This is a genomic window from Arsenophonus sp. PmNCSU2021_1, from assembly GCF_036919435.1.
Classification (GTDB): domain Bacteria; phylum Pseudomonadota; class Gammaproteobacteria; order Enterobacterales; family Enterobacteriaceae; genus Arsenophonus; species Arsenophonus nilaparvatae.
Genome location: NZ_JAZHPL010000011.1, coordinates 594,136 through 619,607 on the forward strand (window position 1 = coordinate 594,136; position 25,472 = coordinate 619,607).

The following is a 25,472-nucleotide window of genomic DNA, read 5'->3' on the forward strand; positions in this document are numbered from 1 at the left end:
TAAGTAAATTTATACGTCTTAGCAAGTTACAGATTAATTATTGTTCTGAAGCCATTTCTAGAATTTTATATGCCCGTGCGAAACTCGTGATTTACTGATTATTGCCCAAGCGGCCTTAGAATCCGGCTGGGGACAACGTCAAATTATGACCGCTGAAGGAACCCCTAGTCATAATTTATTTGCTATTAAAGCCGGTAAAAATTGGCGTGGTAAGGTGACCAATATCGTCACTACTGAATATATTGATGGCCAGGCAGTCAAAATACGCGATGATTTTCGGGTTTATCCTTCTTATTTTGAGGCGGTTACCGATTATGTTAATTTGCTGATGCAAAACCAACGTTACGCTAAAGTCGCGGTTGCCAACACACCAGAACAGGCAACAATTGCGTTACAAGCAGCGGGTTATGCTACTGATCCGAGCTATGCGCAAAACTGATCCAACTTATTCAACAGTTAAAAACTACCACTCAACAAGCAAAGCAACTCTATCAGCATGATTTAAGCGATCTTTTTTGATGCTCACTACTTAAGTTTCGTCTTTCGAAGCCGATATTTTATTGGTTAAAACCATTATCTCACTGTCGGTTAGCTGGCAGTATTAGAATTTGTTAGGAGACTGACTATGTCTGGCAGTTTAATGAATACCGCAATGAGCGGCTTAAAAACAGCGCAAACTGCGTTGGCAACAATTAGTAGTAACATAGCCAATGCTAAAGTAGAGGGTTATCACCGTCAAACCATTACCTTAGCAACGGATGGCAGCAGTACAAACAATGTGAATGGAGTAAAAGTGGCTGGTATTCAACGTGAATACGATGAATTTATCAATACCAATTATAACAAGTCATTAACAAAACAGTCTGAGTTAAAAGTTTATGCTGACTATGCATTGCAATTGGATAAATTAATGTCGGCTTCTGATACCGATTTAGCTTCATCGGTGACTGAATTCTTTAGTAGTTTGCAAATGTTGTCAACGGATGCTGCTTCTGAGCCGTTGAGAAATGTCGTGGTTAACAAATCTCAAGCTTTAGTTAATCGGTTTAAATCGGTTGAGCAGCAATTTAATGCCATGGAACGGCAGTTAAATGGCAATATTGGTATGATAGCGGATAAAGTTTCACAGTTGGCGCAACAAGTGGCCAATTTGAATGGTGAGATCACAAAAGTCAAAGGCCTGCAGAGCAATGTACCGAATGAGATATTAGATAGGCGTGATCAGCTGGCACGCGAACTGTCAGCAGTGGTTGGCATTAATGTTGTTGCCCATGGTGAGACTATCAATATTAACCTTACCAATGGCTTATCACTGGTCAACGGCAGCAAAGCGAATAAGATCTTCGCGCAGTCATCAGCCGCTGATCCTAACCATATCACACTAGGTTATGATGATGGCATGACCATCCGCCGTGAAATTGATTATGCTTCTGTCACTGGCGGTCAATTAGCCGGTGCATTAGCCGTGCGTGATGAGGTACTACAACCTAACCGACAAAAAATTAACCATCTGGGTTTGGTGTTGGCTGAAAGTGTCAATCAGGTTCAGCAGGGCGGTTATGATTTACAGGGTAATGCTGGTCAAGCACTGTTTAACACGAGTTTCGCACGGGCATATAAAATTCTAGAAATGGCTTCAGAACAATAATTAATCTGTAACTTGCTAAGACGTATAAATTTACTTAAATTACAATAAGTTATTTTCAATTTATGAGATTTTTTCTATTTATATATTATGCTGAATTAAACTTAAAAATAGAGCGTTTTTTTATTGGTGCGAAACTCGTGTTTAAGACTGGCCAACCGACTATTGTGGCCAATCAACAAAACCAGGGTAGCAGTGATTTTTCTGCTCAATTTACCGATACCACTAAAGTTAAAGGTATTGACTATGCCATGACCTTTGATGGTAACAATTGGCAGGTCACTGAACTGGCAACAAAGCAGCCGGTAACTGTCACTGTTACACCCGCATTTGGTACTAACGGCACAAAATTGACCTTTGCAGGCATGGAAATTGAGGTTGCTTCTTCTTCAATACCACAGGCAGGTGACCAGTTTATTATCAAGCCGGTTGAAGGTGTTATTGATGGATTATCGGTTGTGATGACCGATCCGACAGGTATTGCGGCTGCCGGCCAGGCGGGAGCAGGGCAGGCAGATAATAGCAATATTAAGGAAATATTAGCACTACAAGATAAAAAGTTGATTGATGGCAGGTCAACTTACAGCAAAGCTTATACTTCTGTCGTTAGTGATATAGCGGCTAAAGCAAATCAGGCCAAAGTAGACGTAAAAGCTCAATCAGTGATAACCGATAGCTATTACCAGAAGCAGCAATCAATTGCCGGTATTAATCTGGATGAAGAATATTTGGAAATGACCCGCATGCAAGAATTTTATATGTCAAACGCCAAAGTTGTTCAAGTGGCAAATAGTTTGTTTGAGACTTTAATGCGCATTTTCTGATGTTGATAATGTAATTAATTTAAAAGGAAAAAGTGATGGTAACACGTTTAAGTAATCAATTGATGCATTATCAAAAGATGAGTAGTATGATGCGCTCCCAGTCAGAATTAGCAGATAAATATCAGCGTATAACCACCAAAGAACGGCTGTTACAATCAGCCGATGATCCGGCAGCAGCGGCAGAAAACCTACAGATTAAGCAGACACAAGTCCGCTTAGCTCAATATCAAAGAGTGAATAATATTGCTCAACATCAGATGCAATCACAATTGCAAGTTGTAGACAAAATGGAGGATGTGACTCGTAACATCAAGGAAACCTTGGTGGCAGTTTCTAATCAATCGATTCTGAATGATAAAGACCGCCTGGCTTATGCCACTAAAATTGAAGATTTAAAATCTCAATTGTTTGTTTTAGCCAATAATAAAGATGGTTCGGGCAATTATATGTTTGCTGGTTATAAAACCGATACCGCACCGTTAGAGATGAATAACAGTGGTACGGTTAGTTATCAAGGTGGCGCCGATGCGGTTAAGCAACATATTGATGCTGATCGTGAAGTAACGGTGTACTTTACTGCCGAACAAGTTTTGCTGTCGGCAACTGGGTCAAATATTTTTCAATCATTAGATTCGGTAATTACTACTTTAAAAACACCTTATCAATCAGCCACTCCTCAGGATCAAGCTGCTATGGCTGCTGTGATAAGTACGGCTACTGGAGGTTTACAAGATACCACCAAAACCCTCTCTACTATTACTAGCCAGCTTGGTTTACAACTAAAAGAGGTTGAAAATTTAAGTAGTCGTCATGAAGAGACTTCAGTATTATTAAAAGAGCGGCAAAGCCAATTAATGGATACCAATTTGCTGGAAGAAATAACTGAATTTAAGCAGTTAGAAGAAGTGATGCAGGCTTCTTATAGCATATATGGTCAAATGAAAGATTTATCGCTATTTAAAATTTTGCGTTGAGTGATTTTGTTAATACTTTTTTAGATTATAAAGTAAACAACAAAAAATCAGCCGATAATTAAATAAAATTTTACCAGGAGTCATTTTCTCCTGGTTTTTTATTTTTTTTTCATCTACGCTATTCTTATTTCTATCTTACTTATTTTAATTAATAGCTGGAAAATTATTTTTATTATTCAATAATAGTTAATTCTTTATATTAAATATTAAGCCAATATTATTGCAGGATAATAGAATTCGATGGATAGCTATTGAATTAACTATCAAGTTACTATATATAATATAACGTCAAAAATTATAACGTAATATCAAAAAATAACAGTTTCATAGTGTTGAAAAAATAGTAATATTGAATAAATTTTACTATTTTTCATTTTCATAATTGAGGGTAATTTTGTTTAGCTCGATTTTTCTGCGATAAACAATTTCCTGAGATAAAGGAAGGAACAAGCATGATGAAGAAATTGACAGTAGTCAGCCTGGTTTTCTTGAGCGCAGCAGCACAGGCGGAGTCTCATCTTGACCGAGTGATGAAAACGAAAACATTAACGGTTTGCGCAAGGGGTGATTATAGGCCTTATACTCATTTACTGCAGGATGGTAAATATGAAGGGATTGATGTGGCCCTGATGGAAAATCTGGCCACCAGTCTGGAAGCGACAGTTAAATGGCAAAAAACCACCTGGAAAACTTTAATGGAAGATTTTCGCAGTAAACAGTGTGATATTGCGGTTGGTGGTATTTCTGTCACCTTAAAGCGCCAACAGACGGCTTGGTTATCTGCCCCAATCGCGGTTGATGGTAAAATCCCATTAGTACGGTGTGATGATAAAGCAAAATACCAAACTATTGAGCAACTCAATAAACCAACAGTTCGTTTGATTGCCCCGTTTGGTGGTACTAACGAAGCTTTTGTGCACCGTTATTTACCGAAAGCACAGTTACAGCTGACTCATGATAATGCAGCAATATTCCAGCAAATTATTGATAAAAAATTTGATGTTATGGTTACCGATGCATCAGAAGCGCTTTAGCAACAAAAGCAGTATCCAAAATTGTGCGCGCTTAATCCGAAAAGACCTCTGCAATACATTGAGAAAGCTTATATGCTGCCACGTGACGATATGAGTTGGAAACTATATGTAGATCAATGGTTACATCTAAATAAAAAGACCGGAGTGTATCAGGATATTGTTGCTGAGTGGATAGCGATACCTAAATAAACTCTATTGCTTATCGGGCAAAGTGGCTTTATTAATTTAAAAATAAGCTAAATTTATACCGGTTATGGCATAGAGTTAAACGGATTTAGCGATCTAGTATTAAATAAAGAATTAAAGTTATCGGAGAAAGCGATTTTAAAACTATTATTTTCCAGCTAATATAAGCAATATCAGTGTTAATTGACCGAGAATATCATTAAATATTTTCTCGGCATATTTGGTCACTATGGTTGTTAACAGCGGTAATAGATAAATACCAGTTAAAAGTGTCAGTGGGAAACCGACAGCAAAAATAGAAAGCTGGGGGGTCATTCGATTTAAAATCGCCAAACTGATATTAATAATAAGGTTAAAATAGGTAAAGTCAATAATAAGCCATAATAAAAAATAATTCCGGCTGATTGGGCAACTAATATAAAACTGTTGCTATTTAATGATGATGATAGCAGGGGAATGGTTTGAAAACTATCTGCTAACAGTGACAACAGCCAAAGATGAATATCGAAAGAGAGAAACAAGAGTAGTAATAATAGATTCACAAAACGCGCTATAATTGGCATATTGTGGCCGGCTGACGGATCAACAAATAATGCAAAAGAGAGCCCCATTTGCATGCCTAATATTTCCCCTGCATAACGAACGATGGCAAAGGTAATTTGCATCGTCAGTCCCATTAATAAACCGATTAAAACTTGTTGTATTAATATCCAACAACCCATGGCAGAAAAGAGCGGAATTTGCGGTAAAGGCAATGACGTTGAGATTAAAATCGTGATCATCAAGGCGAGGGCAATTTTGCTTTTTTTAGGAATTTGTTTTTCAGCAAAAAAAGGTGCAATACTAAATAGGGCTAATATTCGCACAAATGGCCAAAATAGTTGGTTTACATAAGTATAAAAAAAATCGGTGGTAAAAGTGATCATCATTAACCAATAAATTGCGGTAGTTGAGTGATTAACTGACGGGTATACTCGATAAATAGTTCTAACATCCATGGGCCGGCTACTATCGCGGTAACAAAAACAGCAATAATTTTAGGAATGAAAGACAGGGTCATCTCATTAATTTGGGTGGCTGCTTGCAATAAACTAATAATTAAACCACTGATCAACGCCGCCAGCAACAGTGGTGCTGCTAATGCAATAGCAACTTTCATCCCATCAATACCAAGCTCCATCACTGTTTCCGGTGTCATTTTTACTCCTAATTAAAAAAGCTTTGCGCTAATGAGCCTAAAATTAATTGCCAGTCATCAACCAAAACAAACAACATTAATTTGAATGGCATCGCAACAGTGGCAGGCGGAACCATCATCATACCCAACGCCATTAATACACTGGCAACCACCAGATCGATAATCAGGAAAGGAATAAATATCATAAAACCGATTTGAAAAGCTGTTTTTAGTTCGCTGGTAATAAATGCCGGCACTAAAATACGCAGCGGAACATCAGCTTGTGTTTGATACTCTTTATCATTGGCTAAGCGGGAAAATAGTGCTAAATCAGGTTGTCGGGTTTGCTGTAACATAAATTGACGTAAGGGTTTAGCGCCTTCAGATAAAGCCACTTCAATGGTAATTTTCTCTTCACTAAAGGGTAAATAAGCATTTTGATAAATTTTATCAAATACGGGTGACATGACAAAAAAAGTCATAAATAGTGCCAGGTCTAATAAAATTTGATTAGGTGGTGCGGTCGGGGTGCCTAATGCATTACGTAATAAGCCTAGGACGATGATGATGCGAGTAAAACTGGTGGTCATCAGCAGCAGCGCAGGAATAAAACCGAGCGCGGTGATAAAAATAAGCGTCTGCACTGGCAATGACCAGCTCTGGCCGCCATTGGCTAATGGCTGGCTAACGATGGTGGGTATAGCAGAGTAGGTATCGAATGGCAGCCAAAATAGCGTGCCTAATAATAAAAATAGCCGTTTACGCATCACTGTTTCTACTTTTTACTAAGCATGTTTTTATTAATTGGCCAAAAGAAGGTGGAGCAGATTTTGCCTCAGCTTGTTCGCTTAGTTCTGTTTTGGCCGGCATTTTATGTAGCAAGCTAATGTTTTCTTCGGTAACACCGAGCACCAGCGCTTGTTGATCAACTTCAATAATAGTAATTTTGGTTTTACTACCTAATGAATAGTTTCATAAAATAAAAATACTTATATATCAAATATATAAAAAGTGATTATCACTATAATTCACTATTTATTCACTATAAATTTTAAATTTCAATCCAACTATTATTCCTATCATCCTGATATTTAGCTGTCATTTCTGCTGATTTATGGCCTAACAATTTGCGAGTAAATTCACTTCCATTTTTATCTGTATGCAATCTTGCAGACAAACTTCTTATTTCATGAAAAGAAGGTGGCGTTCCTTCCCATGTTAATTTTGTTTTATCTCTAAAATTTGTAAATTCTGTTGATATTCTTACTGCTGTAATTTGTTTTTTATTTTTTGTAATAACAAAGTTAGCTTCATGATTAATGTTTTTCAAAATATTGCATAATTTTGTAGACTCAATTTCAAGATCCAGTGGAATAGCTATTTTAGTTTCGGTTTTTTGTTGAACAATCCACAATTTCCCATCATGAATATCTTCCCATTTCATTTTTGAAATATCAGATACCCTCTGACCTGTAACTAAAGCCAGTTTCATTGCATGAGTTAACCAATGATTATCATGGTTAATAAAGTTTAAAATAGTATTAAAGTCATCGAGAGACAGTCTGGCTCTCCGAATTTTGATTTTTGGTGTTTTTGTTAGCTCAGCAGGGTTTAATTGTACTAAACCACTAGCTAATGCTTCTTTGAAGCAGTCAATTAAGGATATTCTCAATACTTTTGCTGTTGTTATTTTTCCATCTTTAATAAATTCATGAATAAAATCAGCAATGTTTTTTGTTGTAATATTTTGAATTGGTGCATCAATAAATCCTTTTCTGATTACACCTATTCTCTGTCGATAGTCTTTTAATGTTTTCTCTCTCAATCCTCTTGTTTTCAATATTTCTTCGTATCTATCTAAAAACTCATGGAAATAGACAGATCCCTGTCCATCGATCCTTTCTGTTAGTGGTTTTACCTTGTCTGCATTGAGTAACAACTGATTCGCACTGATAGCCTCGCTAATTGCATAGGCTTTGTTTCTGCCTAAACCGTATTCTTTACGGGTACGTGGGTCTCTATACGAATAGTAGCCATTTCTTTTATACAGGTTAGGGGGTAAATCCCGATTTTTTATCTTTCTGGTTCTGGTCATGACCTATCCTTCCTAGCAACAAACTCTGATGGCTAATTTCGTTAAGACTGTTGACCTTGACGGCATATTCTTCGACAAGGTACTCTCTACCGTCCTTGATGGGTGGTGGCTGTATGAGTCCATTTCTTGCCCAAATTCTGACGGTATCCATTCGGCGTGGTCTATCCCTTCGAGCGTTCCATTCCGCTAAAGTAATCATGTTTATTTATCCTCATTCAAAAACTCACACTATTCTCAGGCGCTTCATTGCCCGACAAAAACAGATAGCCTAAGCACGAATGATTATCTTCGTGCTTTGTTAGGTTAGGGCATATGATTTGTGGGGAAGATATTAGGATTTATTTGCTGCATCGTTTGATGCTTTGTTTTGATATTGCCAGGGTGGGTCTGCGAGTATCAGGTCATACTTCACGTCATCTCCTGTTAAACATACCCGCTTTTATTTTTATGCAAGTCGTCTGTTTTTTCTAATACAGTGATTTTATTGCCGCCATTTCCGGTTAATGTTCCGTTTTCTCCATTGGTATCAAATTGATATACCAATCCTTTGTTTGTTAATTTTTTCTTCCTCAATCTAATTATTTTCATCATTTCACCATAATAAATAACCTGCATCCCTGCTTTGACATGATGTAACGTTGTTCTGTATTCATGGGTGTTATTCATAGGATTTCTCCGGTTATTGATTAAATAAATGTAAGCTTTGATCAAAAAGTGATCATTTATGAATTATTTGTGATAATATCATTGCCGTTGTGTGTTGGTTAGCAGCAACATTTTTCCTGGTGTTGGCCAGCCTTGCGCTGGTCTTTTTTGAGTGATGCGGAAATACCAAATAGCAGTTGATTTATTGAATAATTGCTAGTGAAGTATGACAGGTAATGGCATACCTTCATCTTGCAGCATCTTTAAATAGCCTTCATGGAGAGTTGTCAGACTTTCACGACCAAAATCAGATAAAATCATCCCGTCTTCGGGTGTAGTCGTAATAAAACCGTTATACATCCCGATGGCCATTTCCAGCCCTTGCTCTCTGCCATACTTCTCAATAGCAATGCTTTCAACATGATTAGCTAAAGCAAAGCGTTCAGCCGCAGGGTAAATGGTTATTGATGATGTGTCGTTCGCGTAAAGCGCAGCAATATCGATGCCACCCTCCTCATTTTGAACTTCAACTGTTCCGTTCTTTTGGGTTTGCTCGATAATAAAGCAAGCGGCCACTATCCAGCGCCAGATGCTTACACGTTGGTCTACAGTCGGTGAAAAGTAATTATGCTCCCATCCCTTGGATATGGCTCCTACAAGCGTGCATCCAGATTTTAAATCGTTATCAAATTTACCAGAGTCGAGCATATTGATAGCATCGGCATAAGTGAAACATCCTTGTTTCTCGTTAAAAATACCGGTTGATATCGGCACAAAATCATTCATTATTTAGTTTCCTATTCTGAAATAGCAAAGCGCCCCATTTTGGGATGATACCACTGACTGCCACGTTTCTCAGCCTGAAGCATCATGTTATGCCGTGTTTTTTTAAAGGCTTCCTCATCAACCACCGACATTTGGGTAATTTGGCCGCCTGGGGCAACATGGGGCACTTTTTTGCAAGGCACATTCCACGCCATGACTAACTGGCGACATTTCGCATCACTTAAGCCATACTTTGTTTTAAGATAGCTATAGCCCTGGAAACCTGCTGGGATAGTGCCTTTTTTGATATGTTCGATTTCTTCTGAAACTTGCTCTACCTGATGTTCAATACTCTTTAACCGACGCTCCTGTGCAACGTTAGCTAATGCCATTGCGGCGATAATTTCATTGGCGCTTTGTGGTTTACTTTGCTGCTCCAGTTTATCAATTAGCGAGCGGCGAACCGCTTTAGATTCACGGGTGGCAACGCGGAGGGCTTGTTTAAGAGCCATTTCGATAATTTCAATATCAGCGCCGTTTTTTTGACCTACGAAAATTTCGTAGGTCTCTCCTTCGAGTTCATCTTTAATTCTGGCGATGAAATCGTTATTACGAATAGGATTTTCACCATATTCTTTTCTTGTCTCGTTAACCATGAACAGCAATTGTTGAGAATCTATTGTTTCACTGTTAGGAAGCATAACATTTTGTATATTTATTAAATTTTGCATAGAGTAATTTCTCAAAGTTAATTGATGAATGAGTATTGATTAAGTGGAATAGGTTAGGTGGGGTAATGACTTCTTGCTTTGTAACTATTTCTTCAATGTGTCGAGAAATACCCCCAAATAGACCAAGAGTGCAGGGACTATCATGATGCCAATAACCAGTAGCTCTTGCCCGCCTAAATGAATATTGCCTAATTCGCCACGTTTAAACCTGATTTGCGGGTCAATGACGGCATCGGCATGTGCAAGATGTCCCACTATCAGTTCGAAGGCAAACGCTGCGCTGATAAACAATAATGTCGTGATTAGTAATTTGATGATGTTAAGTTTCATGGTTGAACCTCGGTAAAATTAGCTTATTTCTTAACGCAAATCGCTTTGGCGTTAATATCCTTGAAAGTTTCAAATTCCCGCTGAAACTGTTTAGCGGCGAATTGGCACATATTTTCAGTGTCAAATTCCTGAGTATGAACACTTGTAAAGTCATTTGATGAGTAAGGGCTGGCGTACATGGTTAAGATTAAAATCCACATGGTAGGGCTCCTTGTCTAAAAGGGGATAGAATCATCAAAATCGGGCTCGATAATTGTGTTACTGTTTGGCTGGTTAGTGGTTGGTATACCCGTTTTACCTTGGCTTTCCTGCGGTTTCTTCTCTTTCCGGTTGCCCAATATTTCAACGTCATTGACTAAAAATTCGGGCGATATCCTTTGCTGACCGGATTTGTCTGTCCATTTATTCTCTTGATAGGCAGTGGTAACACGAACAAAAGTACCTTTTTGTGCATGCTTCTCAATATATTCGGCTATTTGTTTAAATGCCTTACAATTAATCCATGTCGTTTCGTCCATCCATTGACCGTTACTATCTTTCCTTGATTTACTAATAGCTAGAGAAAATGTGGTAAATGGAATAAAAATATCGTTACTGGGAATATAGCGGATATCTAATTTGCCGATGCGTCCGGTAAAGTTACATTGGTTCTGGTTTGCCATGGAGCCTCCACATATTGATTAATTTTGCTGAGTTCTGCTTTCAGTTTTTCAATAAATGCTTGAACGGCTTGTTCAATTTCGTTAACTAAATCATCATCCTTGATAATTCGGATTTTGTAGTAGGCCAGGTTAGGGGGGAGTCTGTCATCATAGCTGACAAAATCGCACCAGTTTCTGCCTGTACACATCATTTGCCCATGCATTTGTAACAGGTATTCGTGTTTGGGTTTTCCTGTGATAATGGTTTCAATGTGGGTAGTGGTGTTGGGGCATTTTATTTCGATAAGTCCATCATCATTCACCAAACCGTCAGGACTGGCACCAAATAGCGCAATAGTCGGGTGGGGAATAAAGCCCACTTCGGTAACTGTGACATCAAACTCATTGAGGCAATATCGTGCTCTGGCTGTAGGTTCAAGGGCAATGCCCCGTTCAATGGCCTGATTGGTTTTAATTTCTTCTCGTCGTCCGGTGAGCGTTTCACAGACTAATTGCATGAGGTAATTTCGTTGTGTTGTTCCCTTGCCTTTGGATAACACCTTGTGTAAATTGCTGGCGGTGACTTTCCCAAGTCTTGCCTGAAACCACTCGTCCGTTCTCTGCTTCATGATTAGCCTCATTTTTCATTGCAATGTTGCGATAAATAGCCATTTTATTTTCTTCGCCAATGATATCCGTCTCTTCTGGTTTTAATTGCAGCCAATGGGATTTCATTGATTCAACACCGCCTTTTGCTGCTATTTCTAATTCCTTGATTAATTGATTGTAACGAGCCTTTTGTTGGGCTTCTTCTTTCTGCATCACAACTTTTTCCTGCTCAGGTAAATCTTCACCCGCATAGATATAAAATCCTAATCCAAACATCGAAATGGCTTTAGTGAGGCAGCGCATCAGCGCTTTGTTGATATCAACGGCGTTAGGATTGGAAATAGCCTGATTCCGGTAATCCATAACGGGTAACCACATTTTGCGGAGACATTCGTTATTACCCTGTTTGACGGTGAGGGTTAATGACACCATCGCACTGCCATCATTGTTATAGCTAACGGCATCAATGACATAGTAGGATTCTGGGTAATGTGCCATTAATACGCCCCACGCCCACGCCCACGCCCATGAGAGATAAGAAAGGCCGTTTTTCTTTTCAACTTTATCGTTAACATTAATCGCCGACAGCGTTTCCCAAACCTGTTGTTGAAAACTGCTCTCTTTTTCGGTATGTTGTGTTTCGCTCATAGATATTTCCTCTTAGGCGCTCGAAGTGCTTTGTACTGATGGATATTCTCATTTTTGAAATGGTCAAACAGTGCCTTCCAGATATCGTCAAAATCCTCAATACTGAGTTTTCGCATCACTGAGGAAGGCAGGCAGTCATAAACAGGCTGGACAAGTTCGCTGATTTCGTCGTCCAGCCTGTCCTCCCAATAAGCAATTTCTTGCTGTTGTTCGTACCAGTAATCTTCCATGGCGTAAGGGTTCATTTGACCTCCTCGAACTGAAATAGCATCCTGTTTTTTCTGGTTTTAATCTCTGCAACTAATAACTCGATTTCATTTTGTGAAAAGTGTGAGTTCAGTAGCAGGGTGATAATTTTTTCTTTAATATGACGTTTTTTCGCCTTTTCAGATTTAAGGGGCATGATGATTTTTTCCATAAGCTTTTAGTTGCAGTGATAAAGCGATTAGCCATATATCTTGTCGTTGGGTATTAATCGCTAACTTTGCTGCCTGTCTTGCCAGTACTAATAGGTTTCTATCTTTGTTCATATATTTAGCCCTTATGCCACCTGACTATATTTGTCGTGGGTAAATTCACCGTTCCAGTCTTTCTTCATCGGTAGCTTACTTTTGAGGTATTGGTTATATAGCCATGTAGCCCCCTTTTTTAGCAGAATGATTTTGTAACACTGACGTTGCCCATAATCGTTTGTCATGATGAAGGGTGATTCGGTTAAATATTTATCTCTTGCATAAGAATGAACACGCCAGACATGAGCCTTGCTGATATCCTTTTCTGCATCGTAGAGAAAATGACGCGATTCTAGAAAAAGGTTAACCTGGTTAATATTTACGCCATTAAGTTGTTTGCAAAACTGAACGGGTGACATACCAACCTGAAACAGGTTTTTTAGGCTATCGATTTCTGTTGTGAGGTTCTTGTTTTCTAGTAATAGCTTTTCTTTATCTTCCTCAGCCCGAACAACCATGAGTGCCAGTTCTTTGGTTGTTGGTAGCAATGTTTGAGGTTGTAAAATCCGTCTTTCGCATTCAATAAAATACTGTCTGGCCTGTTTCCCTTTTTCGTTGCGTTCAACCATGGATAGTTCTTTCGCCATATCGAGGGAAATGTGGTATTCCTTTGCTGGACGGCCTCCGAAGGGGTTTTCCCCAGAATTGGTGAAAACTATAAAGTCGATATTTTCAGCAAATCCATATTGTTTAATTCTGTCTTTTATCCATGTGGTAAAATCTTTCCCAATATCGAAAAACGCATGTAGATCACGAGCATTTACCGTTTGGATTAATTCACCACTAATGTTTTTTGTTTTGATGTTAATTAAATTTTGCATGTAGAAATTCCTCAAAGTTAATTGATCACGAGTTTCGCACGGGCATATAAAATTCTAGAAATGGCTTCAGAACAATAATTAATCTGTAACTTGCTAAGACGTATAAATTTACTTAAATTACAATAAGTTATTTTTAATTTATGAGATTTTTTCTATTTATATATTATGCTGAATTAAACTTAAAAATAGAGCGTTTTTTTATTGGTGCGAAACTCGTGAGTGATACTCAACACGATTTTACTCAGGATCCTATCCGTCCTTACGTAGATAATGAATGGGTGAAAGCGCAAGGTACCACATTAGGAGCAGATAATGGCATCGGTATGGCCTCTGCTTTAGCTGTACTGGATGATGAGCATGTTAAACATGGACCAATAGAGGTTTTACTCACCATGACGGAAGAAACCGGCATGGTTGGTGCTTTTGGCATACAGCCAAATTGGCTACAAGCAGATATTCTGATCAATACCGATTCCGAAGAAGAAGGCGAAATCTACATGGGTTGTGCCGGCGGCGTTGATTTTACCACCACCTTTAAATTGGCAAGAGAAGCCATTCCAGCTGATCATATAATCTTCAAAATAACACTTAAAGGGTTAACCGGTGGTCACTCGGGTGGTGATATTCATTTAGGATTAGCTAATGCGAATAAACTATTGGCGCGTTTTCTAGCAGGTCATGCCAGTGAATTACAATTAAAGCTCATTCATATTCAAGGGGGTAGCTTGCGTAATGCGATCCCTCGTGAGAGTGAAGCAATTTTTGCAGTGCCCATATCAGTAGCAGCTAATTTAGAAACCAGTAAAAATCACTATCTAGCGATGCTAAGATCTGAATTTGCCGCGCTTGAAAAAAACTTAGTCATTACGCTTGATGAGACAACAACAGAATTATTTGCGCTAACCGCAGATTGTCAATCTCGCACGAGTTTCGCACCAATAAAAAAACGCGCTATTTTTAAGTTTAATTCAGCATAATATATAAATAGACAAAACCTTATAAATTAAATACAAATTATTGTAATTTAATAAAATTTATGTGTTTTAGTAACTTGCAGATTAACCATTGCTTTTAAGCCATTTCTAGAACTTTATATGCCTGTGCGAAACTCGTGTTGATGAAAGATTTTGCAGACTGAACCCTAAACCCGTTATACTTACCAAAAAGGAGGATTCCCTATGGGTCAGGTTGCATTTGATACACTACAGGCATCAGAAGAGCTTCAAACGGCTGGGCTTACTAGTCAGCAAGCTAAGGCTATTTCGCTTATTGTACGCAAATCACATGAGGTTGCTGATGTAGCGACTAAAGCTGATATTGCTGATGTTAAGCGTGATATATCTGATGTCAGAAAAGAAATAGCGGATGTTCGTAAAGACTTATCGGCTGAAATAACTGATGTTCGTAAAGACTTATCGGCTGAGATTGCTGATGTCCGCAAAGATATGGCTGCTCGTTTTGAGAAGAATGAAGCTCAGATACAAGCGCGTTTTGAAAAAACTGATGCTCAGATAGCCTTAATTCGTAAGGATGTTGAACATATTGCTACTGGACTACTTTTAAAACTTGGTGGTGTAATCGTTGTGACTATTAGTGCTGCAACAGCAATACTTAAATTCTTCTAATCCCTATGTTGCAGGTTCAAGCCCTGCACAGCCCACCAATTTCACGGTATATCTTCATGAGTCTTCGATTCTCTTTTTTAAGACGCTTATTTTCTTTTGTTAAGCACTGTATAATTTCTTTGAAAGTTCTTGTTTCCATGTCGTCGTCATTCCATATATCAATGCTGCTTAAGTATTTCGCATCGCTCAAATCACGACTGCCATTAGTTACTCCAACCAAATTACCCATATTGGGATGTTTCGCTGTTACAATGCGTGGATTGTCCAATCTCATCATGTGTACTCCTTGTTAACATTTGCTGAAAAGATAGGATGTGTGCCCAAGTGCCACTTGGTGTCCGATTACAGTCATCACGGACGGGTAAACGCAATCAAACTATATTTAGCTATTTGAAAGATAATTTATAGTGTTGACTGTCCCACGAGCGCAGAGCCGCATTCACACATCCTGAAATTGATTTGATTGCCTGAGTGTTTAACCACTTCAGGCGGCAGTGGTTTGCGTATTTACCACAACACACAAAACAGGTTATTATGTGCTCACCACAACACATAGAAAAAGGAATGACACGCTCAATGACACCAATTAAAGAGAGGCATTTAATGCTAATTCGAGAATTAAATAATCCTGATAGCCCCATGCAGCCAATAAGCACTGAGAAATTTGACTTTTTAGAGGAAAAGATAGGCACTAATCAATTAGCATTAGATCTTAATTATTTGATTGAAATTGGTCTTGTTAAAAAAGGTGCAGTTGTTTTAGGTCATAATAATTATTCATTATTTTATGTTGAGCATATGGCTTTAACTGCTAAAGGTTTTGATTACGCCAATACCGATACTATCGGTAGTGAACTAAACGCCGTTACAATTAAAATACACAAAAATACTCTTGAGCAAATTGAAACAATTATCAGATCGGCTAATTTAGCTGAACCAGAAAAGCAAACGCTTTTAAAACTAGTGAAAGAAAAAGGCGCAGAATCTGTTGTAGGCAAATGTGTTGATACTTTGTTTGCTAATGCTGGTACAGTGACTCAAGTTCTTTCTGAATTAGCTAAAAGTCAATTTAACTCTTAATTGATTTGATTGCCTGATTATTTAGCCACCTCAGGCGGCAGTGATACACTTGGTGTTTTCCACAACAACCAAGAGGTAGAGTAATGAATGATTCATTAGCTAATTTCGATAGAAATTTACAATTTGAACTGCTTGAGTTAGCGGTGTACGATTATCCCGATGTTATTGAAACAGAAAATATTCCTGATCATTCACGTTTAGTTGATAAGAAAAAGCTTCTTCAAAACATCGCTTATTTGCAAGAAGAAGGACTGGTTAAGGGAGGAATTCCTTTCAGGAAAAGAACCTGCAATACATCGGATTAAAGCAACCAAAGACGCTATAAACCTTCTTACTGAGGAGGGTAGTATTTCAGCCTCTTTAAAGATCGTTACCGTAAAACTCCATAATGAATCTCTAGCGGTTATTCGAGAATGTATTCAGCAAAATGTTAACGATTCGGAAGAAAAAAAGCTGTTTTTACAGCAGATAAAACAGCTTCCCGCTGACGCCACAAAACACATCGTGCTTGAATTATTGGGTAAGGGGTAAAATCACATGCCGAACGCAATTCAGTGGCTACAAACAGTGCTCCATTTGGGATAAATTCATCCTCCGTGCTGTGTTTTTCAAACTTTATCCAGCCAATGGTGGGAGCGATTTCTAGCCAAAAGGGTCTGTAAAATTTTTTGTGTAAATGGCTCCTCCGTTAGCAGGTGATCCGATCACCGTACATCAACATAAATTGACTCATGGCGGGTTTCCAATCTTTGATAGGCATCGTCCATTTTATTGAAATATTATGCAACGCTAAATAAAGTAGCTTGAGGACAGATTCATCTGTTGGGAAAACTCGCCGCGTTTTAGTAATCTTACGCAATGACGCATTAAGTGACTCAATCGCATTGGTGGTATAAATGGCTTTACGGATTTCAGGAGCAAAGTCAAAAATAACGATTAGCCGTTCCCAATTGTTTGTCCATGACGGACTAATTGTCGGGTACTTCTCATCCCATTTGGCTGAGAATGCCTCCAGAGCAGACTCAGCAGCATCGACTGTCGCCGCACCGTAGATAGCTCGAAGGTCTGCTGCCACCGCTTTACGCTCTTTCCAGTGGACGTAGCGAAGAGAATTACGTACTTGATGGACTAGGCATAATTGAACACGGGTTTGCGGGTAAAGCACTTCAATAGCCTCAGGAAAACCTTTTAAACCATCACAGCATGCAACGAAAATATCTTGCAAGCCTCGATTCTTGAGTTCTGTCATCACGGATAGCCAGAATTTAGCTCCTTCGCTTTTTGCTATCCACAAGCCCAATAATTCCTTCTCTCCATGGATATTTATGCCCAAAGCGAGATAAACGGATTTGTTGATGACTACGCCGGAATCCTGGCTTTTAACAACAATACAATCAAGATAAACAATAGGATACAGCGCCTCCAACGGCCTTTTTTGCCAGGCTTTAACCTCTTCCATCACCTCATTGGTTACCTGAGAAATGAAGGTTCCTGACACTTCAACACCATAGACTTCTTGAAAATGCGCCTGAATATCTCGAACCGTTAACCCTCTCGAATACAGAGAAATTATACGCTCATCAAATCCATTAAACTGTCTTTCCCCTTTCGATATCAACTTTGGTTCGAAAGTGCTATTTCGATCGCGAGGAACATCCAACCCGATAGCTCCATGCACAGAACGTACATTTTTACCGGTTGTGCCGTTTCGAGAATTTCCCGAGTTGTTACCGATAGGATCATGTTTGTCATAACCAAGATGCATCGCCATTTCCGCTTCCAGCACCCTTTCAGCAAGACGTTTGGTGAGTTCTTTAAGCAACCCACCTTCTCCCAATAGGTCTTGTGGGGCATTACAATCTTTGAGTAGTTGATCAATCAATTCGTTACTGATAGGCATTTTGTTATCCTGTAAAAAGTTTTTTATCAAAATGCCATTTACACAGTTTATTTTACACTCTCAGCCAAAAATCTTTTCGGTCATTGGTCGATAAAGTCAATTTGTTATTGAAAAAAGTTAGCGCATAAATACGAAAATCTAATCGGTCGTCAGTATTTTGACACCCCATTAATTCAGGTTCGTTGTTTTCCATGTTTGACCTCGTGCTTGTTATTGAATTTCAAAATCATTTTAATACCTTTAACAGTTAGCGGTTACTCCAAAATGTGATTTTGGTTTTTTGTTAACCCGTCTGGAAGTGTATAAAGCTGCAATAGGAAGACAGCAGTTATTAAATGTGTCATACACTTTAGTAGGACGAATTGATATTGCTTTTTCTACACGATTAATCACCTTTCTTTTTAGTGAAAGAACAGGGAGTTTAGTGTTGGGTGGTGTTTGTTGCTGAGAGGGTTTGCTTGGATTTAAGGCTGCTTTCAGTGCCATATTAAGCGCTTTGTTATAGTCGTAAGCTGCTTGTTTGGCTCTTCTACGCTCATGTCTACGACTACGAGCATTATCATAACCATGAAAGTTACACATATTACCTCCTGACAATGGGTTTTGGTGGTGTGTGCCGGAGGTGTCCGGCTTATATTTACAGTCATATTGGTAGTTCCCTGGTGTTGGTTTTCACTTAATGACTGTATTTTGGTTATGTCACACACCCCAAAACCGACTGTTTGGGTGTTTTGTGGTTCGCTTTTTCAGCGATATAGTGTTAAAGAGCGGTACTGCTTAACTGTCGTCACTTGCCTTCATGTTCATACGCCTCAGGCTGGCTACTTGGCAACGTCTGGCAAAGTTTCAGATAACTCGCAGTATTGTCTGGCGTTTGCCTGTTGCAGTGAGTTGATGGGATGAATAATAGCTTAAGTTATTTTGAAAGTAAATAGCTTTAAATATATTTTTTATACCAAAAGTTATATTTATTGTTTTTGAACAAATTTAATTATAAAAAATCCTCATGTTTCTATGAGAATTCTAAAGAAAAGTACAAATTAGGAGGGTAATTGGCTGGTTAGCTGATGCAAAATATCTCGTCCAGCCATTAAATAAGCATTACAGATATGTTAAATACACGCCCTACTATTTTCACCGTTTTTATATCCACTATTTCGTCAGGATAATCAATAGAGTTATAGCTTTTGATAATAAGTTTACCACCAGGTTGCCGATGAAGGATCTTTATTCGAAGTAGATCATCCTGTTCAATAAAATAAATACCTCCATCAACAACATTATGATCACCCCTATTAACAAAAACAGTTGTTCCATCTGGAATTAATGGTTCCATGCTGTTTCCATGAACAGGAAACGCCTGAACATCTTTAGGCATGATACCGTATCTACGTAGCGTTGAGCGAGAAAACCTTAATTTATAATCATGGATGTCTATCCCACCATAGCAACCATTGCCTGCTGCTAATTCAATGCTTTTGTAGTAAGGGATTTCTAATTCATCATCATCTAATGGTGTTTTGCTATCCCACTCAGTAATTTCACGTAGTTTAATATCTTTTAAGGGTAAACCGTCTTTTTTCGGTTCCTGAAAGATGAAATTAGGTTCAATTCCATCACCGGTTGCAAGCCAAACAGGATCGACAGACAGAGCATTAGCAATCTCAACTGTTTTTCTCGAGCTTTGAGCTTTTCCTGATGTTAATTTCCAAACGCTAGGTTGTGACATACCAACAGCATCAGCAAGCTGACCCTGAGTAAACCCACGTATTTTCATGGCTAGATTTAGCCGTTCCGTAAATGTTGTTTTTTTCATATTTCAATTATATAGCTGTAGTTATAATACGACAAACAGCTAAAGTTATTTACTTTTATAATATCTTTGGGTATTATTGGTTATATGATAACACTAAAGGTTATTTTATGAAGAATGAACTGATTAATAAGGCTATTAGTATAGTCGGTAATCAGCAGAAATTAGCTGATGCATGTAACGTAAAACAACCTACAGTTTGGGCTTGGTTACATGGACGAAAAAAGCCGTCTGCTACTAGCGCAAAATGTATTGAATTAGCAACAAACAAAGTCGTCTTAGCAAGTCAGTTGCGCCCAGATTTACATGAATTATTTGGTGAAATTTAACACCACCGCTCTTTAACAACCTGGCCTCCCTGAAATTGGGAGATTTTAAATTCCCAGCCCATCGGGAGGGATAACTATTATCTGAAACTTATGGGTTAAGTGTAGGATAAAATTGCTGCAAAGACTATCAAATTGTCAGACAACTCTTAATTTAGTAGCTCTTGTTTGGATACCGCGAAGATTGAAGCATTAGGAAGTAAAGCCGCATTTTTATGTTTAACTGGTTTACTCTGACCATAACATTTACGGCGTGCATCACGAATGATAGCTAATTGATAGTCACTTGCTGTAGGGTGAAATTCCATAATGTGTTCGTAAGATTTATTCGGATTGAAACGTTTAGAACATATAGGGCATATAGCAGATGTTTTCTTCATAATATTTTTCCTTAACAAATTTAGATGAATAAATAGTCCTGTTTGTAATGGAAAATGGGTTCTGCCACTTCGGTACATTGTCTCTTAAGAGATACGCCGTCCGCCCGTGCGTTAGAGTGCGCCGTTCACTTTTTTCAATCTCTGGCTGTTTGCCTTTGATGAAATCAATACATACTAATAGTATACTAGTGTAAATACTAAAAGTTAACTTTCTTTGCAAAAAAAGTTAATTAATTGATAACTAAGTAATTTTATATAGAAATAATGAGTGAAATTTAGAATGATATATTTAAAGAGGGGCAAGATATGTGAAAGGTTAAAAAATATCATCAGACCATTGTGATTTAATCACTTTACCTATTATTTTGCAGTTTCCATTGCAAGAAATATTTTCGAATTTAGGATTTAGTGGTTCTAGATATAGCATACCTGAATAATGGATAAGACGTTTAAATGTAAATTCATGTGTATATATATTAGCCACACAAAAATCTCCATCTTTAACGGACTCATTTGGATCTACTAAAATTAGTATTCCTTCAGGAAAACTGGGACTACCGCCCTGAGGCGCTGTCATTGAATGTCCTTCTACTTTAAACCAAAAGGCAGCATCAGTAGCTTTTTTTGTCGACGGTATCCATTTAATTCCATCTTTTTTACTAAATTTCATCTCTTCAATAGTAAAAGCCATAATTTGCTCTTTAGTTAATAATGGATATTCAAATACAGGAATTTTCCTGACAATATTAGCTTTATCAACACTTATCATTCCATCGGAGATAATAGTGGGGTTATTGATTCCCACATAAAAAAGTATAGCAGCAATATCCTTTAAGGATGGCTCTCTCTTGCCGGTCATCCAATGACTAACAGCGCCCTTTGAAACAGAGAAACGCTCAGCTAAATCATCATAAGTAATGCCTTTGTCTTTCATTAAAGACTTGGCTAATTCATACCATTTCATTTTCATAGTTAAATTATACAATACGTATACCCATTTGTTGACTCACAATTAGTATACTTTTGTTGAATCTATAAATTACTTTATGTATACTTATCTGTGAATGATAAGGAGGTTAAAATTTAGAATGAACAATTTAAGTAAATATAGAAAAGAATTAGGTTTAACCCAAACCAACTTAGCCAACGTTCTTGGATGCACAAAAGGGAATATCAGCCACTACGAACACGGACGACGTAAAGCTGATCTCGAATCGTGCAGAAAACTTGTATGTTATTTTAATAACAATGGCTTAAAAGTAACGATAGACGATCTTTTTCCGCCAAAAGTTATATAAAAATAATAATTAATTAACCCGAACGATGCGGTATACCATCGGGCGACCGGATAGCATCCTGCTAAATGGCTGAAGCGGCAAAACCCACTTAATCACTCACAATCTCACTCTATCTATTATTTTTTTCACAAACCTCATAGGAATATCGAGGTAGGGAATTTTATTACTTAAGGATTATAACCATGGAATATTCAAATACTATCAAAATCACCTGCAAACCGGAGCATTTAGAATCTTACTTCTACCAGAAGATGGCATCAGAAGGCGGTAATAACGGGTTTGCTAAATCACTCGGGATACACCCATCAACAGCGAGTCGGGATAAAACCAGAATATTTAAATTAGCCTGTCAGGTCGTCTCAGAATACGGCTTGCCAAGGCATGTGCTGAGTGTGCCTGATTCATCGACACAAGAGGTTGTTATTACAAATATATCTGGTGAAGAAATATGTAAGCTAATAGACATGTTAGAGCATCTCAGATTGCAAAAAAAAGAAGCTTCAAAGTTAAAAAACGATGAAGCCTCTAAATGTCAGATCGAACTTTGTATTTAATTATAGATTTCAGGAAGTTTAATGAGAAGGGAAACGCCAAATTTCCCTTTTTTTCTTTCAATTTCAGCGAGGTCATTATGCCAAAAAAACGCCGATTTTACCAGTCAAATATCCATAAAAACATTATTCGAGAGAGAGAGTCAACAGCTCTTTCACAGAGTTAGCCGCCAAGAAGCTAAAAGCCGCATTTGAAGATGCGAAATTAAGGCTTAACCATCGCAAAAAATCAATTAGAGGTAATCAATGAAACATCTTACTCCAACCGAGACCGTTAACCAAATTGGGCGTCTAAATCTGTCTGGTAATGTTATCCCTGCTAACTGGTGGCATCATATCAAAATTCCAAGTGGAAAACCTGATACTACCGCTATTGTTCTTTTGTCTGAAATCATTTACTGGTATCGTCCAACTGAAATCAGAGACGAATCTACGGGCGAATTGAAAGGCTGGCGCAAGCGTTTTCAGGGTGACAAATTACAGCGTAGCTATCAATCTTTTGCTGATCAGTTCGGATTTACAAAACGAGAAGTGACTGATGCGTTAAAACGATTGAAATCGCAAGGTATTATTACACTAGAACTCCGTACAATTAATACTTCAACAGGGGCTTGTAGCAATGTTTTGTTTATTGAACCTGTTCCTGCACGTATTGATGAAATAACCAACTCAAGACAATTGGCTGATAATCAACTTGCATCAGAGTCAGTTTATGTAACACCTCCTACGTTGAAATGTAAGACCCCCTACGTTGAAACGGAACACCTATTACGTTCAAACGTAATACCCCCTACGTTGAAACGTAAGACGTATACAGAGACTACTACAGAGACTACTACAGAGATTACTACAAAGAATAAAAACATATTGATCGAACCCGTTCGATCTGAGGTTGAAAAAACAGAATCTGAAATTGCAAAAGCAAATCAAAATCCAATTGATTTAGCGTTTGAAGGCATATTCTGGCCACAGGTTCAGCGGAAGGTGGGTAAGCAATCCGCCAAATCAGCATTCAAAACTCAATTCAAGTTGTGGCGGAAGGAAACAGGTGAGACAGCGGAACAGTTTGCAGAAATTCTTGTGGCTGATATCCGTTCGAGGTTACAGGCTAAACAGTTTGGTTTTGAAAAGTTACCTCCTGCCACTTACCTCAATGGCAAACGCTGGCTAGACGATAAACTGGTAATGCAATCACATTCACCAAAACCTCAAACAACCACCACATCAACGTTTACTGTTAGTAACGGCTTGGTATTTTTCTGATGATGGAAATATATCTGCCAGGGAAATGCCAAAATTTATAAAAATCTAAAATTCAATCTCAATTTGCTATTCAAACACCCTCTAAAACGCTCTGTAATCCATTATAAGCCATTTTCTCGATTTAAACGTAAATTCTACCACTAAAATTTTATCGCTGCTCATAATGCGATACGGCGAGTTTTAGAGAAATTAAGTTTTGGTAGCATAAAAATTAATTTTTTGAGTTATTCATCATGAAATCAATTATTGATAGGACGTGAGATATTTAAACGGGAAACGTGCGATAAATGTGGATCTACCTGGGACAAACTGGATCTATCTGGGACAAGTCAGAGGGATTAAGTTGCACATAGTGAAACAGAAATCATGTTTTAAAACCCATTAATTGAAACCATCCTCTTTACTGAACTATACTCAATAAACTTCAAGATGCAGGGAAAGGAAGCTTAACGGCCTTACTACCCGTGCTTTTTGCTGAATAGTCGCCTGCATCTTGAAGTATGTTGAGTATAGAATCGAATCTACTACGATTGATTTCATTTAGAGGAAGTTTCCATGACGACCAAGAACAACAATCATGATAGTTCCGACTTTACAGAGAATCCCAAAAATGACCGAGTAGTCACGTTTGAAAAAGATGCCAGCAAGGAGAATAAACCCACCCCATCGCAACAGTCAAATAACCCGCCTGGTATCCGTCCTAAAAAATGAGTGATAGCTAAACCTTAGGAGGCGTGGATGCAGTTTTAATCTTGTTCCTCCTAATTTCCACCCTAGCTATTTGCTCTGCAGGAATGTAGGTCGCCAGCGCCCCCCAGGAGTCATCGATCACACCAGCAAACTCGCGCCATTCATCACTATCTGGTGCGCTATGGTGTGTTACATAAAGAATGACGTCTCCCGTATTGCCCAGCGCAAACGGCCCATTAGGGAGCCCTTCAAAACGAGCCAGAGGCCGCGATAATAACCCGCTGCCATCCTTGAGAATAACAAACACTTCAGTGGCTCGGTACTCAATCTGTCCGAACAGCTGCTGCCACGCGGAATGGGTGCCATCAGACCATGAGATGTTTAAGGCGCGCATGAGCTTGTACATCCATCTACGCCCGTATTTACGCCATACGGCTCCTGTTATTATTGCGGTAACCAGCGCTACAAGGGTTGACCAGTAAACCGCATATACGGCGACGGATTCATAAGCGGTTGCAGATATAAGACCAAAAACTAATCACGAGTTTCGCACAGGCCTATAAAATTCTAGAAATGGCTTAAAAGTAATGATTAATCTGCAAGTTACTGAAATGCATAAATTTACTTAATTTACAATAAGTTATATTTAATTTATAAGGTTTTATCTATTTATATATTATGCTGAATTAAACTTAAAAATAGAGCGTTTTTTTATTGGTGCGAAACTCGTGCTAATGTCGAAAACGTTATGTCAACGGTTTTGTGGTGCTCTTTCAGACCAACATTGGCAATAAAGTATCCAACATAGCCAGAAGCCAGCGTCACCAATGTTGCCCAGGGCAGATTTAGCAGTGATGAATCGAGCATATGAAATATCCTTCTATTGTTTGGTTAGCATTAAACCAATGC

General features: G+C 38.3%; 35 protein-coding genes and 6 pseudogenes. 14 read left to right on the plus strand and 27 right to left on the minus strand.

The genetic code is table 11. From position 1 onward, the window contains the following. Positions 1-94 precede the first annotated feature (94 nt). From V3224_RS29295 to V3224_RS29315, 5 genes and pseudogenes are all read left to right on the plus strand, one after another. Positions 95-519 (plus strand): annotated as a pseudogene (locus V3224_RS29295) (glucosaminidase domain-containing protein); the annotation flags it as partial. A gap of 106 nt (positions 520-625) precedes the next feature. Continuing rightward, the gene (gene flgK / locus V3224_RS29300; RefSeq protein ID WP_334473845.1) at positions 626-1,648 is read left to right on the plus strand and encodes a flagellar hook-associated protein FlgK; all 1,023 of its coding nucleotides are present in this window, start codon (positions 626-628) and stop codon (positions 1,646-1,648) included. Between the two features lie 137 nt (positions 1,649-1,785). Then, positions 1,786-2,469, plus strand: coding sequence for a hypothetical protein (locus V3224_RS29305; RefSeq protein WP_334473846.1), 684 nt, complete (start codon positions 1,786-1,788; stop codon positions 2,467-2,469). Positions 2,470-2,504: 35 nt separating this feature from the next. Next, entirely contained in the window at positions 2,505-3,443 is a 939-nt protein-coding gene (flgL, locus tag V3224_RS29310) for a flagellar hook-associated protein FlgL (RefSeq protein ID WP_334473848.1), read from the plus strand. A gap of 455 nt (positions 3,444-3,898) precedes the next feature. Continuing rightward, a pseudogene (locus V3224_RS29315) lies at positions 3,899-4,666 on the plus strand (transporter substrate-binding domain-containing protein). A 144-nt stretch (positions 4,667-4,810) separates the two neighbouring features. On the opposite strand, the pseudogene fliR reads toward V3224_RS29315, so the two are convergent. The 18 genes and pseudogenes from fliR to V3224_RS29400 all read right to left on the minus strand — a co-directional run bounded on the left by fliR (position 4,811) and on the right by V3224_RS29400 (position 13,637). Continuing rightward, positions 4,811-5,589 (minus strand): annotated as a pseudogene (gene fliR, locus V3224_RS29320) (flagellar biosynthetic protein FliR). Positions 5,590-5,591: 2 nt separating this feature from the next. Next, positions 5,592-5,861, minus strand: a complete 270-nt coding sequence (gene fliQ / locus V3224_RS29325; protein ID WP_032115314.1) for a flagellar biosynthesis protein FliQ — start codon at positions 5,859-5,861, stop codon at positions 5,592-5,594. 8 nt (positions 5,862-5,869) lie between these two features. Continuing rightward, the gene (gene fliP, locus V3224_RS29330) at positions 5,870-6,607 is read right to left on the minus strand and encodes a flagellar type III secretion system pore protein FliP (protein ID WP_334473851.1); all 738 of its coding nucleotides are present in this window, start codon (positions 6,605-6,607) and stop codon (positions 5,870-5,872) included. Then, positions 6,600-6,797, minus strand: a pseudogene (locus tag V3224_RS30435) (FliO/MopB family protein); the annotation flags it as partial. The pseudogene V3224_RS30435 and the gene fliP, both read right to left, overlap by 8 nt. A 94-nt stretch (positions 6,798-6,891) precedes the next feature. After that, complete coding sequence (locus V3224_RS29335) at positions 6,892-7,935, minus strand: tyrosine-type recombinase/integrase (RefSeq protein ID WP_334469839.1); 1,044 nt, start codon at positions 7,933-7,935, stop codon at positions 6,892-6,894. Then, the gene (locus tag V3224_RS29340) at positions 7,892-8,086 is read right to left on the minus strand and encodes an excisionase (RefSeq protein ID WP_334469841.1); all 195 of its coding nucleotides are present in this window, start codon (positions 8,084-8,086) and stop codon (positions 7,892-7,894) included. The genes V3224_RS29335 and V3224_RS29340 overlap by 44 nt, the downstream gene beginning before the upstream one ends. A 272-nt stretch (positions 8,087-8,358) precedes the next feature. Next, positions 8,359-8,601 (minus strand): hypothetical protein, encoded by a 243-nt coding sequence (locus V3224_RS29345; protein ID WP_334469843.1) that lies wholly within the window; start codon positions 8,599-8,601, stop codon positions 8,359-8,361. Positions 8,602-8,796: 195 nt separating this feature from the next. After that, on the minus strand, positions 8,797-9,366 hold the full coding sequence (locus V3224_RS29350) for a hypothetical protein (RefSeq protein WP_334469845.1): 570 nt from the start codon (positions 9,364-9,366) through the stop codon (positions 8,797-8,799). A gap of 11 nt (positions 9,367-9,377) precedes the next feature. Next, entirely contained in the window at positions 9,378-10,076 is a 699-nt protein-coding gene (locus V3224_RS29355) for a phage antirepressor Ant (RefSeq protein WP_334469846.1), read from the minus strand. An 84-nt stretch (positions 10,077-10,160) separates the two neighbouring features. After that, positions 10,161-10,406 (minus strand): hypothetical protein, encoded by a 246-nt coding sequence (locus V3224_RS29360; protein WP_334469847.1) that lies wholly within the window; start codon positions 10,404-10,406, stop codon positions 10,161-10,163. 23 nt (positions 10,407-10,429) lie between these two features. Next, positions 10,430-10,606: a hypothetical protein gene (locus V3224_RS29365; RefSeq protein WP_334469848.1), complete on the minus strand. Its 177-nt coding sequence runs from the start codon at positions 10,604-10,606 to the stop codon at positions 10,430-10,432. A 15-nt stretch (positions 10,607-10,621) separates the two neighbouring features. Then, entirely contained in the window at positions 10,622-11,068 is a 447-nt protein-coding gene (locus V3224_RS29370) for a single-stranded DNA-binding protein (RefSeq protein WP_334469850.1), read from the minus strand. Beyond that, positions 11,020-11,688: a lambda exonuclease family protein gene (locus V3224_RS29375; protein WP_334469852.1), complete on the minus strand. Its 669-nt coding sequence runs from the start codon at positions 11,686-11,688 to the stop codon at positions 11,020-11,022. The genes V3224_RS29370 and V3224_RS29375 overlap by 49 nt, the downstream gene beginning before the upstream one ends. A gap of 151 nt (positions 11,689-11,839) precedes the next feature. Then, positions 11,840-12,304, minus strand: a pseudogene (locus V3224_RS29380) (Sak single strand annealing protein); the annotation flags it as partial. Next, positions 12,301-12,549 carry a hypothetical protein gene (locus tag V3224_RS29385; RefSeq protein WP_334467955.1) on the minus strand — a complete coding sequence of 83 codons (249 nt, stop codon included), beginning with the start codon at positions 12,547-12,549 and terminating at the stop codon, positions 12,301-12,303. The pseudogene V3224_RS29380 and the gene V3224_RS29385, both read right to left, overlap by 4 nt. Next, positions 12,546-12,707: a hypothetical protein gene (locus V3224_RS29390; RefSeq protein WP_334469856.1), complete on the minus strand. Its 162-nt coding sequence runs from the start codon at positions 12,705-12,707 to the stop codon at positions 12,546-12,548. Before V3224_RS29390 ends, V3224_RS29385 begins: the two co-directional genes overlap by 4 nt. Next, complete coding sequence (locus V3224_RS29395; RefSeq protein ID WP_334469858.1) at positions 12,697-12,834, minus strand: hypothetical protein; 138 nt, start codon at positions 12,832-12,834, stop codon at positions 12,697-12,699. The genes V3224_RS29390 and V3224_RS29395 overlap by 11 nt, the downstream gene beginning before the upstream one ends. A gap of 11 nt (positions 12,835-12,845) precedes the next feature. Further along, positions 12,846-13,637: an antA/AntB antirepressor family protein gene (locus V3224_RS29400; RefSeq protein ID WP_334473853.1), complete on the minus strand. Its 792-nt coding sequence runs from the start codon at positions 13,635-13,637 to the stop codon at positions 12,846-12,848. A 158-nt stretch (positions 13,638-13,795) separates the two neighbouring features. Between V3224_RS29400 and V3224_RS29405 the strand changes: the two are divergent. Next, a pseudogene (locus tag V3224_RS29405) lies at positions 13,796-14,563 on the plus strand (peptidase dimerization domain-containing protein); the annotation flags it as partial. Between the two features lie 252 nt (positions 14,564-14,815). Then, on the plus strand, positions 14,816-15,262 hold the full coding sequence (locus V3224_RS29410; protein WP_334473855.1) for a hypothetical protein: 447 nt from the start codon (positions 14,816-14,818) through the stop codon (positions 15,260-15,262). A 16-nt stretch (positions 15,263-15,278) separates the two neighbouring features. Here V3224_RS29410 and V3224_RS29415 read toward each other — a convergent pair whose 3' ends face one another. Beyond that, the gene (locus V3224_RS29415; RefSeq protein ID WP_334473856.1) at positions 15,279-15,539 is read right to left on the minus strand and encodes a hypothetical protein; all 261 of its coding nucleotides are present in this window, start codon (positions 15,537-15,539) and stop codon (positions 15,279-15,281) included. Positions 15,540-15,796: 257 nt separating this feature from the next. On the opposite strand from V3224_RS29415, the gene V3224_RS29420 reads away from it, so the two are divergent. Together V3224_RS29420 and V3224_RS29425 are read left to right on the plus strand one after the other, a co-directional pair. Continuing rightward, positions 15,797-16,342: a hypothetical protein gene (locus tag V3224_RS29420; RefSeq protein WP_334469871.1), complete on the plus strand. Its 546-nt coding sequence runs from the start codon at positions 15,797-15,799 to the stop codon at positions 16,340-16,342. Between the two features lie 83 nt (positions 16,343-16,425). Beyond that, positions 16,426-16,647: a hypothetical protein gene (locus V3224_RS29425; protein ID WP_334469873.1), complete on the plus strand. Its 222-nt coding sequence runs from the start codon at positions 16,426-16,428 to the stop codon at positions 16,645-16,647. Between the two features lie 383 nt (positions 16,648-17,030). Here the strand turns inward: V3224_RS29425 and V3224_RS29430 are convergent, their stop codons facing one another. From V3224_RS29430 to V3224_RS29445, 4 genes are all read right to left on the minus strand, one after another. Beyond that, complete coding sequence (locus tag V3224_RS29430) at positions 17,031-18,242, minus strand: IS256 family transposase (protein ID WP_334468808.1); 1,212 nt, start codon at positions 18,240-18,242, stop codon at positions 17,031-17,033. Between the two features lie 52 nt (positions 18,243-18,294). Beyond that, the gene (locus V3224_RS29435; RefSeq protein ID WP_334473857.1) at positions 18,295-18,435 is read right to left on the minus strand and encodes a hypothetical protein; all 141 of its coding nucleotides are present in this window, start codon (positions 18,433-18,435) and stop codon (positions 18,295-18,297) included. A 47-nt stretch (positions 18,436-18,482) separates the two neighbouring features. Then, positions 18,483-18,824, minus strand: a complete 342-nt coding sequence (locus V3224_RS29440) for a transcriptional antitermination N peptide (protein WP_334473858.1) — start codon at positions 18,822-18,824, stop codon at positions 18,483-18,485. 508 nt (positions 18,825-19,332) lie between these two features. Further along, complete coding sequence (locus V3224_RS29445; RefSeq protein ID WP_334473859.1) at positions 19,333-20,058, minus strand: XRE family transcriptional regulator; 726 nt, start codon at positions 20,056-20,058, stop codon at positions 19,333-19,335. A gap of 107 nt (positions 20,059-20,165) precedes the next feature. On the opposite strand from V3224_RS29445, the gene V3224_RS29450 reads away from it, so the two are divergent. Further along, a complete protein-coding gene (locus V3224_RS29450; RefSeq protein ID WP_334473861.1) occupies positions 20,166-20,384 on the plus strand; it encodes a transcriptional regulator in 219 nt (72 codons plus the stop codon). 146 nt (positions 20,385-20,530) lie between these two features. On the opposite strand, the gene V3224_RS29455 is transcribed toward V3224_RS29450, so the two are convergent. After that, entirely contained in the window at positions 20,531-20,761 is a 231-nt protein-coding gene (locus V3224_RS29455; protein ID WP_334473862.1) for a hypothetical protein, read from the minus strand. Positions 20,762-21,077: 316 nt separating this feature from the next. Then, a complete protein-coding gene (locus V3224_RS29460) occupies positions 21,078-21,746 on the minus strand; it encodes a LexA family protein (RefSeq protein ID WP_334473864.1) in 669 nt (222 codons plus the stop codon). A gap of 103 nt (positions 21,747-21,849) precedes the next feature. Here V3224_RS29460 and V3224_RS29465 point away from each other — a divergent pair, with 103 nt between their 5' ends. The 4 genes from V3224_RS29465 to V3224_RS29480 all read left to right on the plus strand — a co-directional run bounded on the left by V3224_RS29465 (position 21,850) and on the right by V3224_RS29480 (position 24,584). Further along, complete coding sequence (locus V3224_RS29465) at positions 21,850-22,059, plus strand: helix-turn-helix transcriptional regulator (RefSeq protein WP_334473866.1); 210 nt, start codon at positions 21,850-21,852, stop codon at positions 22,057-22,059. A 182-nt stretch (positions 22,060-22,241) separates the two neighbouring features. Next, positions 22,242-22,613, plus strand: a complete 372-nt coding sequence (locus V3224_RS29470) for a hypothetical protein (RefSeq protein ID WP_334473868.1) — start codon at positions 22,242-22,244, stop codon at positions 22,611-22,613. Positions 22,614-22,856: 243 nt separating this feature from the next. After that, complete coding sequence (locus V3224_RS29475; RefSeq protein ID WP_334473870.1) at positions 22,857-23,873, plus strand: replication protein; 1,017 nt, start codon at positions 22,857-22,859, stop codon at positions 23,871-23,873. Between the two features lie 555 nt (positions 23,874-24,428). Continuing rightward, positions 24,429-24,584, plus strand: coding sequence for a hypothetical protein (locus V3224_RS29480; protein ID WP_334467759.1), 156 nt, complete (start codon positions 24,429-24,431; stop codon positions 24,582-24,584). Between the two features lie 7 nt (positions 24,585-24,591). Here the strand turns inward: V3224_RS29480 and V3224_RS29485 are convergent, their stop codons facing one another. Both V3224_RS29485 and V3224_RS29490 read right to left on the minus strand, forming a co-directional pair. Continuing rightward, positions 24,592-24,969 (minus strand): hypothetical protein, encoded by a 378-nt coding sequence (locus V3224_RS29485; protein WP_334473871.1) that lies wholly within the window; start codon positions 24,967-24,969, stop codon positions 24,592-24,594. A gap of 305 nt (positions 24,970-25,274) precedes the next feature. After that, positions 25,275-25,430: a hypothetical protein gene (locus tag V3224_RS29490; protein WP_334473936.1), complete on the minus strand. Its 156-nt coding sequence runs from the start codon at positions 25,428-25,430 to the stop codon at positions 25,275-25,277. Positions 25,431-25,472: the final 42 nt, after the last annotated feature.

Excerpts from the sequence above, each read along its gene's own strand:
- V3224_RS29375 (WP_334469852.1), bottom strand. The coding sequence starts at position 11,688 with ATGAGGCTAATCATGAAGCAGAGAACGGACGAGTGGTTTCAGGCAAGA.
- V3224_RS29485 (WP_334473871.1), bottom strand. The coding sequence starts at position 24,969 with ATGTACAAGCTCATGCGCGCCTTAAACATCTCATGGTCTGATGGCACC.
- V3224_RS29360 (WP_334469847.1), bottom strand. The coding sequence starts at position 10,406 with ATGAAACTTAACATCATCAAATTACTAATCACGACATTATTGTTTATC.
- V3224_RS29340 (WP_334469841.1), bottom strand. The coding sequence starts at position 8,086 with ATGGATACCGTCAGAATTTGGGCAAGAAATGGACTCATACAGCCACCA.
- fliP (WP_334473851.1), bottom strand. The coding sequence starts at position 6,607 with ATGCGTAAACGGCTATTTTTATTATTAGGCACGCTATTTTGGCTGCCA.
- V3224_RS29480 (WP_334467759.1), top strand. The coding sequence starts at position 24,429 with ATGACGACCAAGAACAACAATCATGATAGTTCCGACTTTACAGAGAAT.
- V3224_RS29415 (WP_334473856.1), bottom strand. The coding sequence starts at position 15,539 with ATGATGAGATTGGACAATCCACGCATTGTAACAGCGAAACATCCCAAT.
- V3224_RS29445 (WP_334473859.1), bottom strand. The coding sequence starts at position 20,058 with ATGAAAAAAACAACATTTACGGAACGGCTAAATCTAGCCATGAAAATA.
- V3224_RS29455 (WP_334473862.1), bottom strand. The coding sequence starts at position 20,761 with ATGAAGAAAACATCTGCTATATGCCCTATATGTTCTAAACGTTTCAAT.
- V3224_RS29335 (WP_334469839.1), bottom strand. The coding sequence starts at position 7,935 with ATGACCAGAACCAGAAAGATAAAAAATCGGGATTTACCCCCTAACCTG.
- V3224_RS29450 (WP_334473861.1), top strand. The coding sequence starts at position 20,166 with ATGAAGAATGAACTGATTAATAAGGCTATTAGTATAGTCGGTAATCAG.
- V3224_RS29390 (WP_334469856.1), bottom strand. The coding sequence starts at position 12,707 with ATGCCCCTTAAATCTGAAAAGGCGAAAAAACGTCATATTAAAGAAAAA.
- V3224_RS29440 (WP_334473858.1), bottom strand. The coding sequence starts at position 18,824 with ATGTGTAACTTTCATGGTTATGATAATGCTCGTAGTCGTAGACATGAG.
- V3224_RS29425 (WP_334469873.1), top strand. The coding sequence starts at position 16,426 with ATGAATGATTCATTAGCTAATTTCGATAGAAATTTACAATTTGAACTG.
- V3224_RS29365 (WP_334469848.1), bottom strand. The coding sequence starts at position 10,606 with ATGTGGATTTTAATCTTAACCATGTACGCCAGCCCTTACTCATCAAAT.
- V3224_RS29385 (WP_334467955.1), bottom strand. The coding sequence starts at position 12,549 with ATGAACCCTTACGCCATGGAAGATTACTGGTACGAACAACAGCAAGAA.
- V3224_RS29350 (WP_334469845.1), bottom strand. The coding sequence starts at position 9,366 with ATGAATGATTTTGTGCCGATATCAACCGGTATTTTTAACGAGAAACAA.
- flgL (WP_334473848.1), top strand. The coding sequence starts at position 2,505 with ATGGTAACACGTTTAAGTAATCAATTGATGCATTATCAAAAGATGAGT.
- V3224_RS29345 (WP_334469843.1), bottom strand. The coding sequence starts at position 8,601 with ATGAATAACACCCATGAATACAGAACAACGTTACATCATGTCAAAGCA.
- V3224_RS29470 (WP_334473868.1), top strand. The coding sequence starts at position 22,242 with ATGGAATATTCAAATACTATCAAAATCACCTGCAAACCGGAGCATTTA.
- V3224_RS29370 (WP_334469850.1), bottom strand. The coding sequence starts at position 11,068 with ATGGCAAACCAGAACCAATGTAACTTTACCGGACGCATCGGCAAATTA.
- V3224_RS29395 (WP_334469858.1), bottom strand. The coding sequence starts at position 12,834 with ATGAACAAAGATAGAAACCTATTAGTACTGGCAAGACAGGCAGCAAAG.
- V3224_RS29400 (WP_334473853.1), bottom strand. The coding sequence starts at position 13,637 with ATGCAAAATTTAATTAACATCAAAACAAAAAACATTAGTGGTGAATTA.
- V3224_RS29465 (WP_334473866.1), top strand. The coding sequence starts at position 21,850 with ATGAACAATTTAAGTAAATATAGAAAAGAATTAGGTTTAACCCAAACC.
- V3224_RS29435 (WP_334473857.1), bottom strand. The coding sequence starts at position 18,435 with ATGGAAAACAACGAACCTGAATTAATGGGGTGTCAAAATACTGACGAC.
- flgK (WP_334473845.1), top strand. The coding sequence starts at position 626 with ATGTCTGGCAGTTTAATGAATACCGCAATGAGCGGCTTAAAAACAGCG.
- V3224_RS29475 (WP_334473870.1), top strand. The coding sequence starts at position 22,857 with ATGAAACATCTTACTCCAACCGAGACCGTTAACCAAATTGGGCGTCTA.
- fliQ (WP_032115314.1), bottom strand. The coding sequence starts at position 5,861 with ATGACACCGGAAACAGTGATGGAGCTTGGTATTGATGGGATGAAAGTT.
- V3224_RS29420 (WP_334469871.1), top strand. The coding sequence starts at position 15,797 with ATGTGCTCACCACAACACATAGAAAAAGGAATGACACGCTCAATGACA.
- V3224_RS29355 (WP_334469846.1), bottom strand. The coding sequence starts at position 10,076 with ATGCAAAATTTAATAAATATACAAAATGTTATGCTTCCTAACAGTGAA.
- V3224_RS29430 (WP_334468808.1), bottom strand. The coding sequence starts at position 18,242 with ATGCCTATCAGTAACGAATTGATTGATCAACTACTCAAAGATTGTAAT.
- V3224_RS29490 (WP_334473936.1), bottom strand. The coding sequence starts at position 25,430 with ATGCTCGATTCATCACTGCTAAATCTGCCCTGGGCAACATTGGTGACG.
- V3224_RS29410 (WP_334473855.1), top strand. The coding sequence starts at position 14,816 with ATGGGTCAGGTTGCATTTGATACACTACAGGCATCAGAAGAGCTTCAA.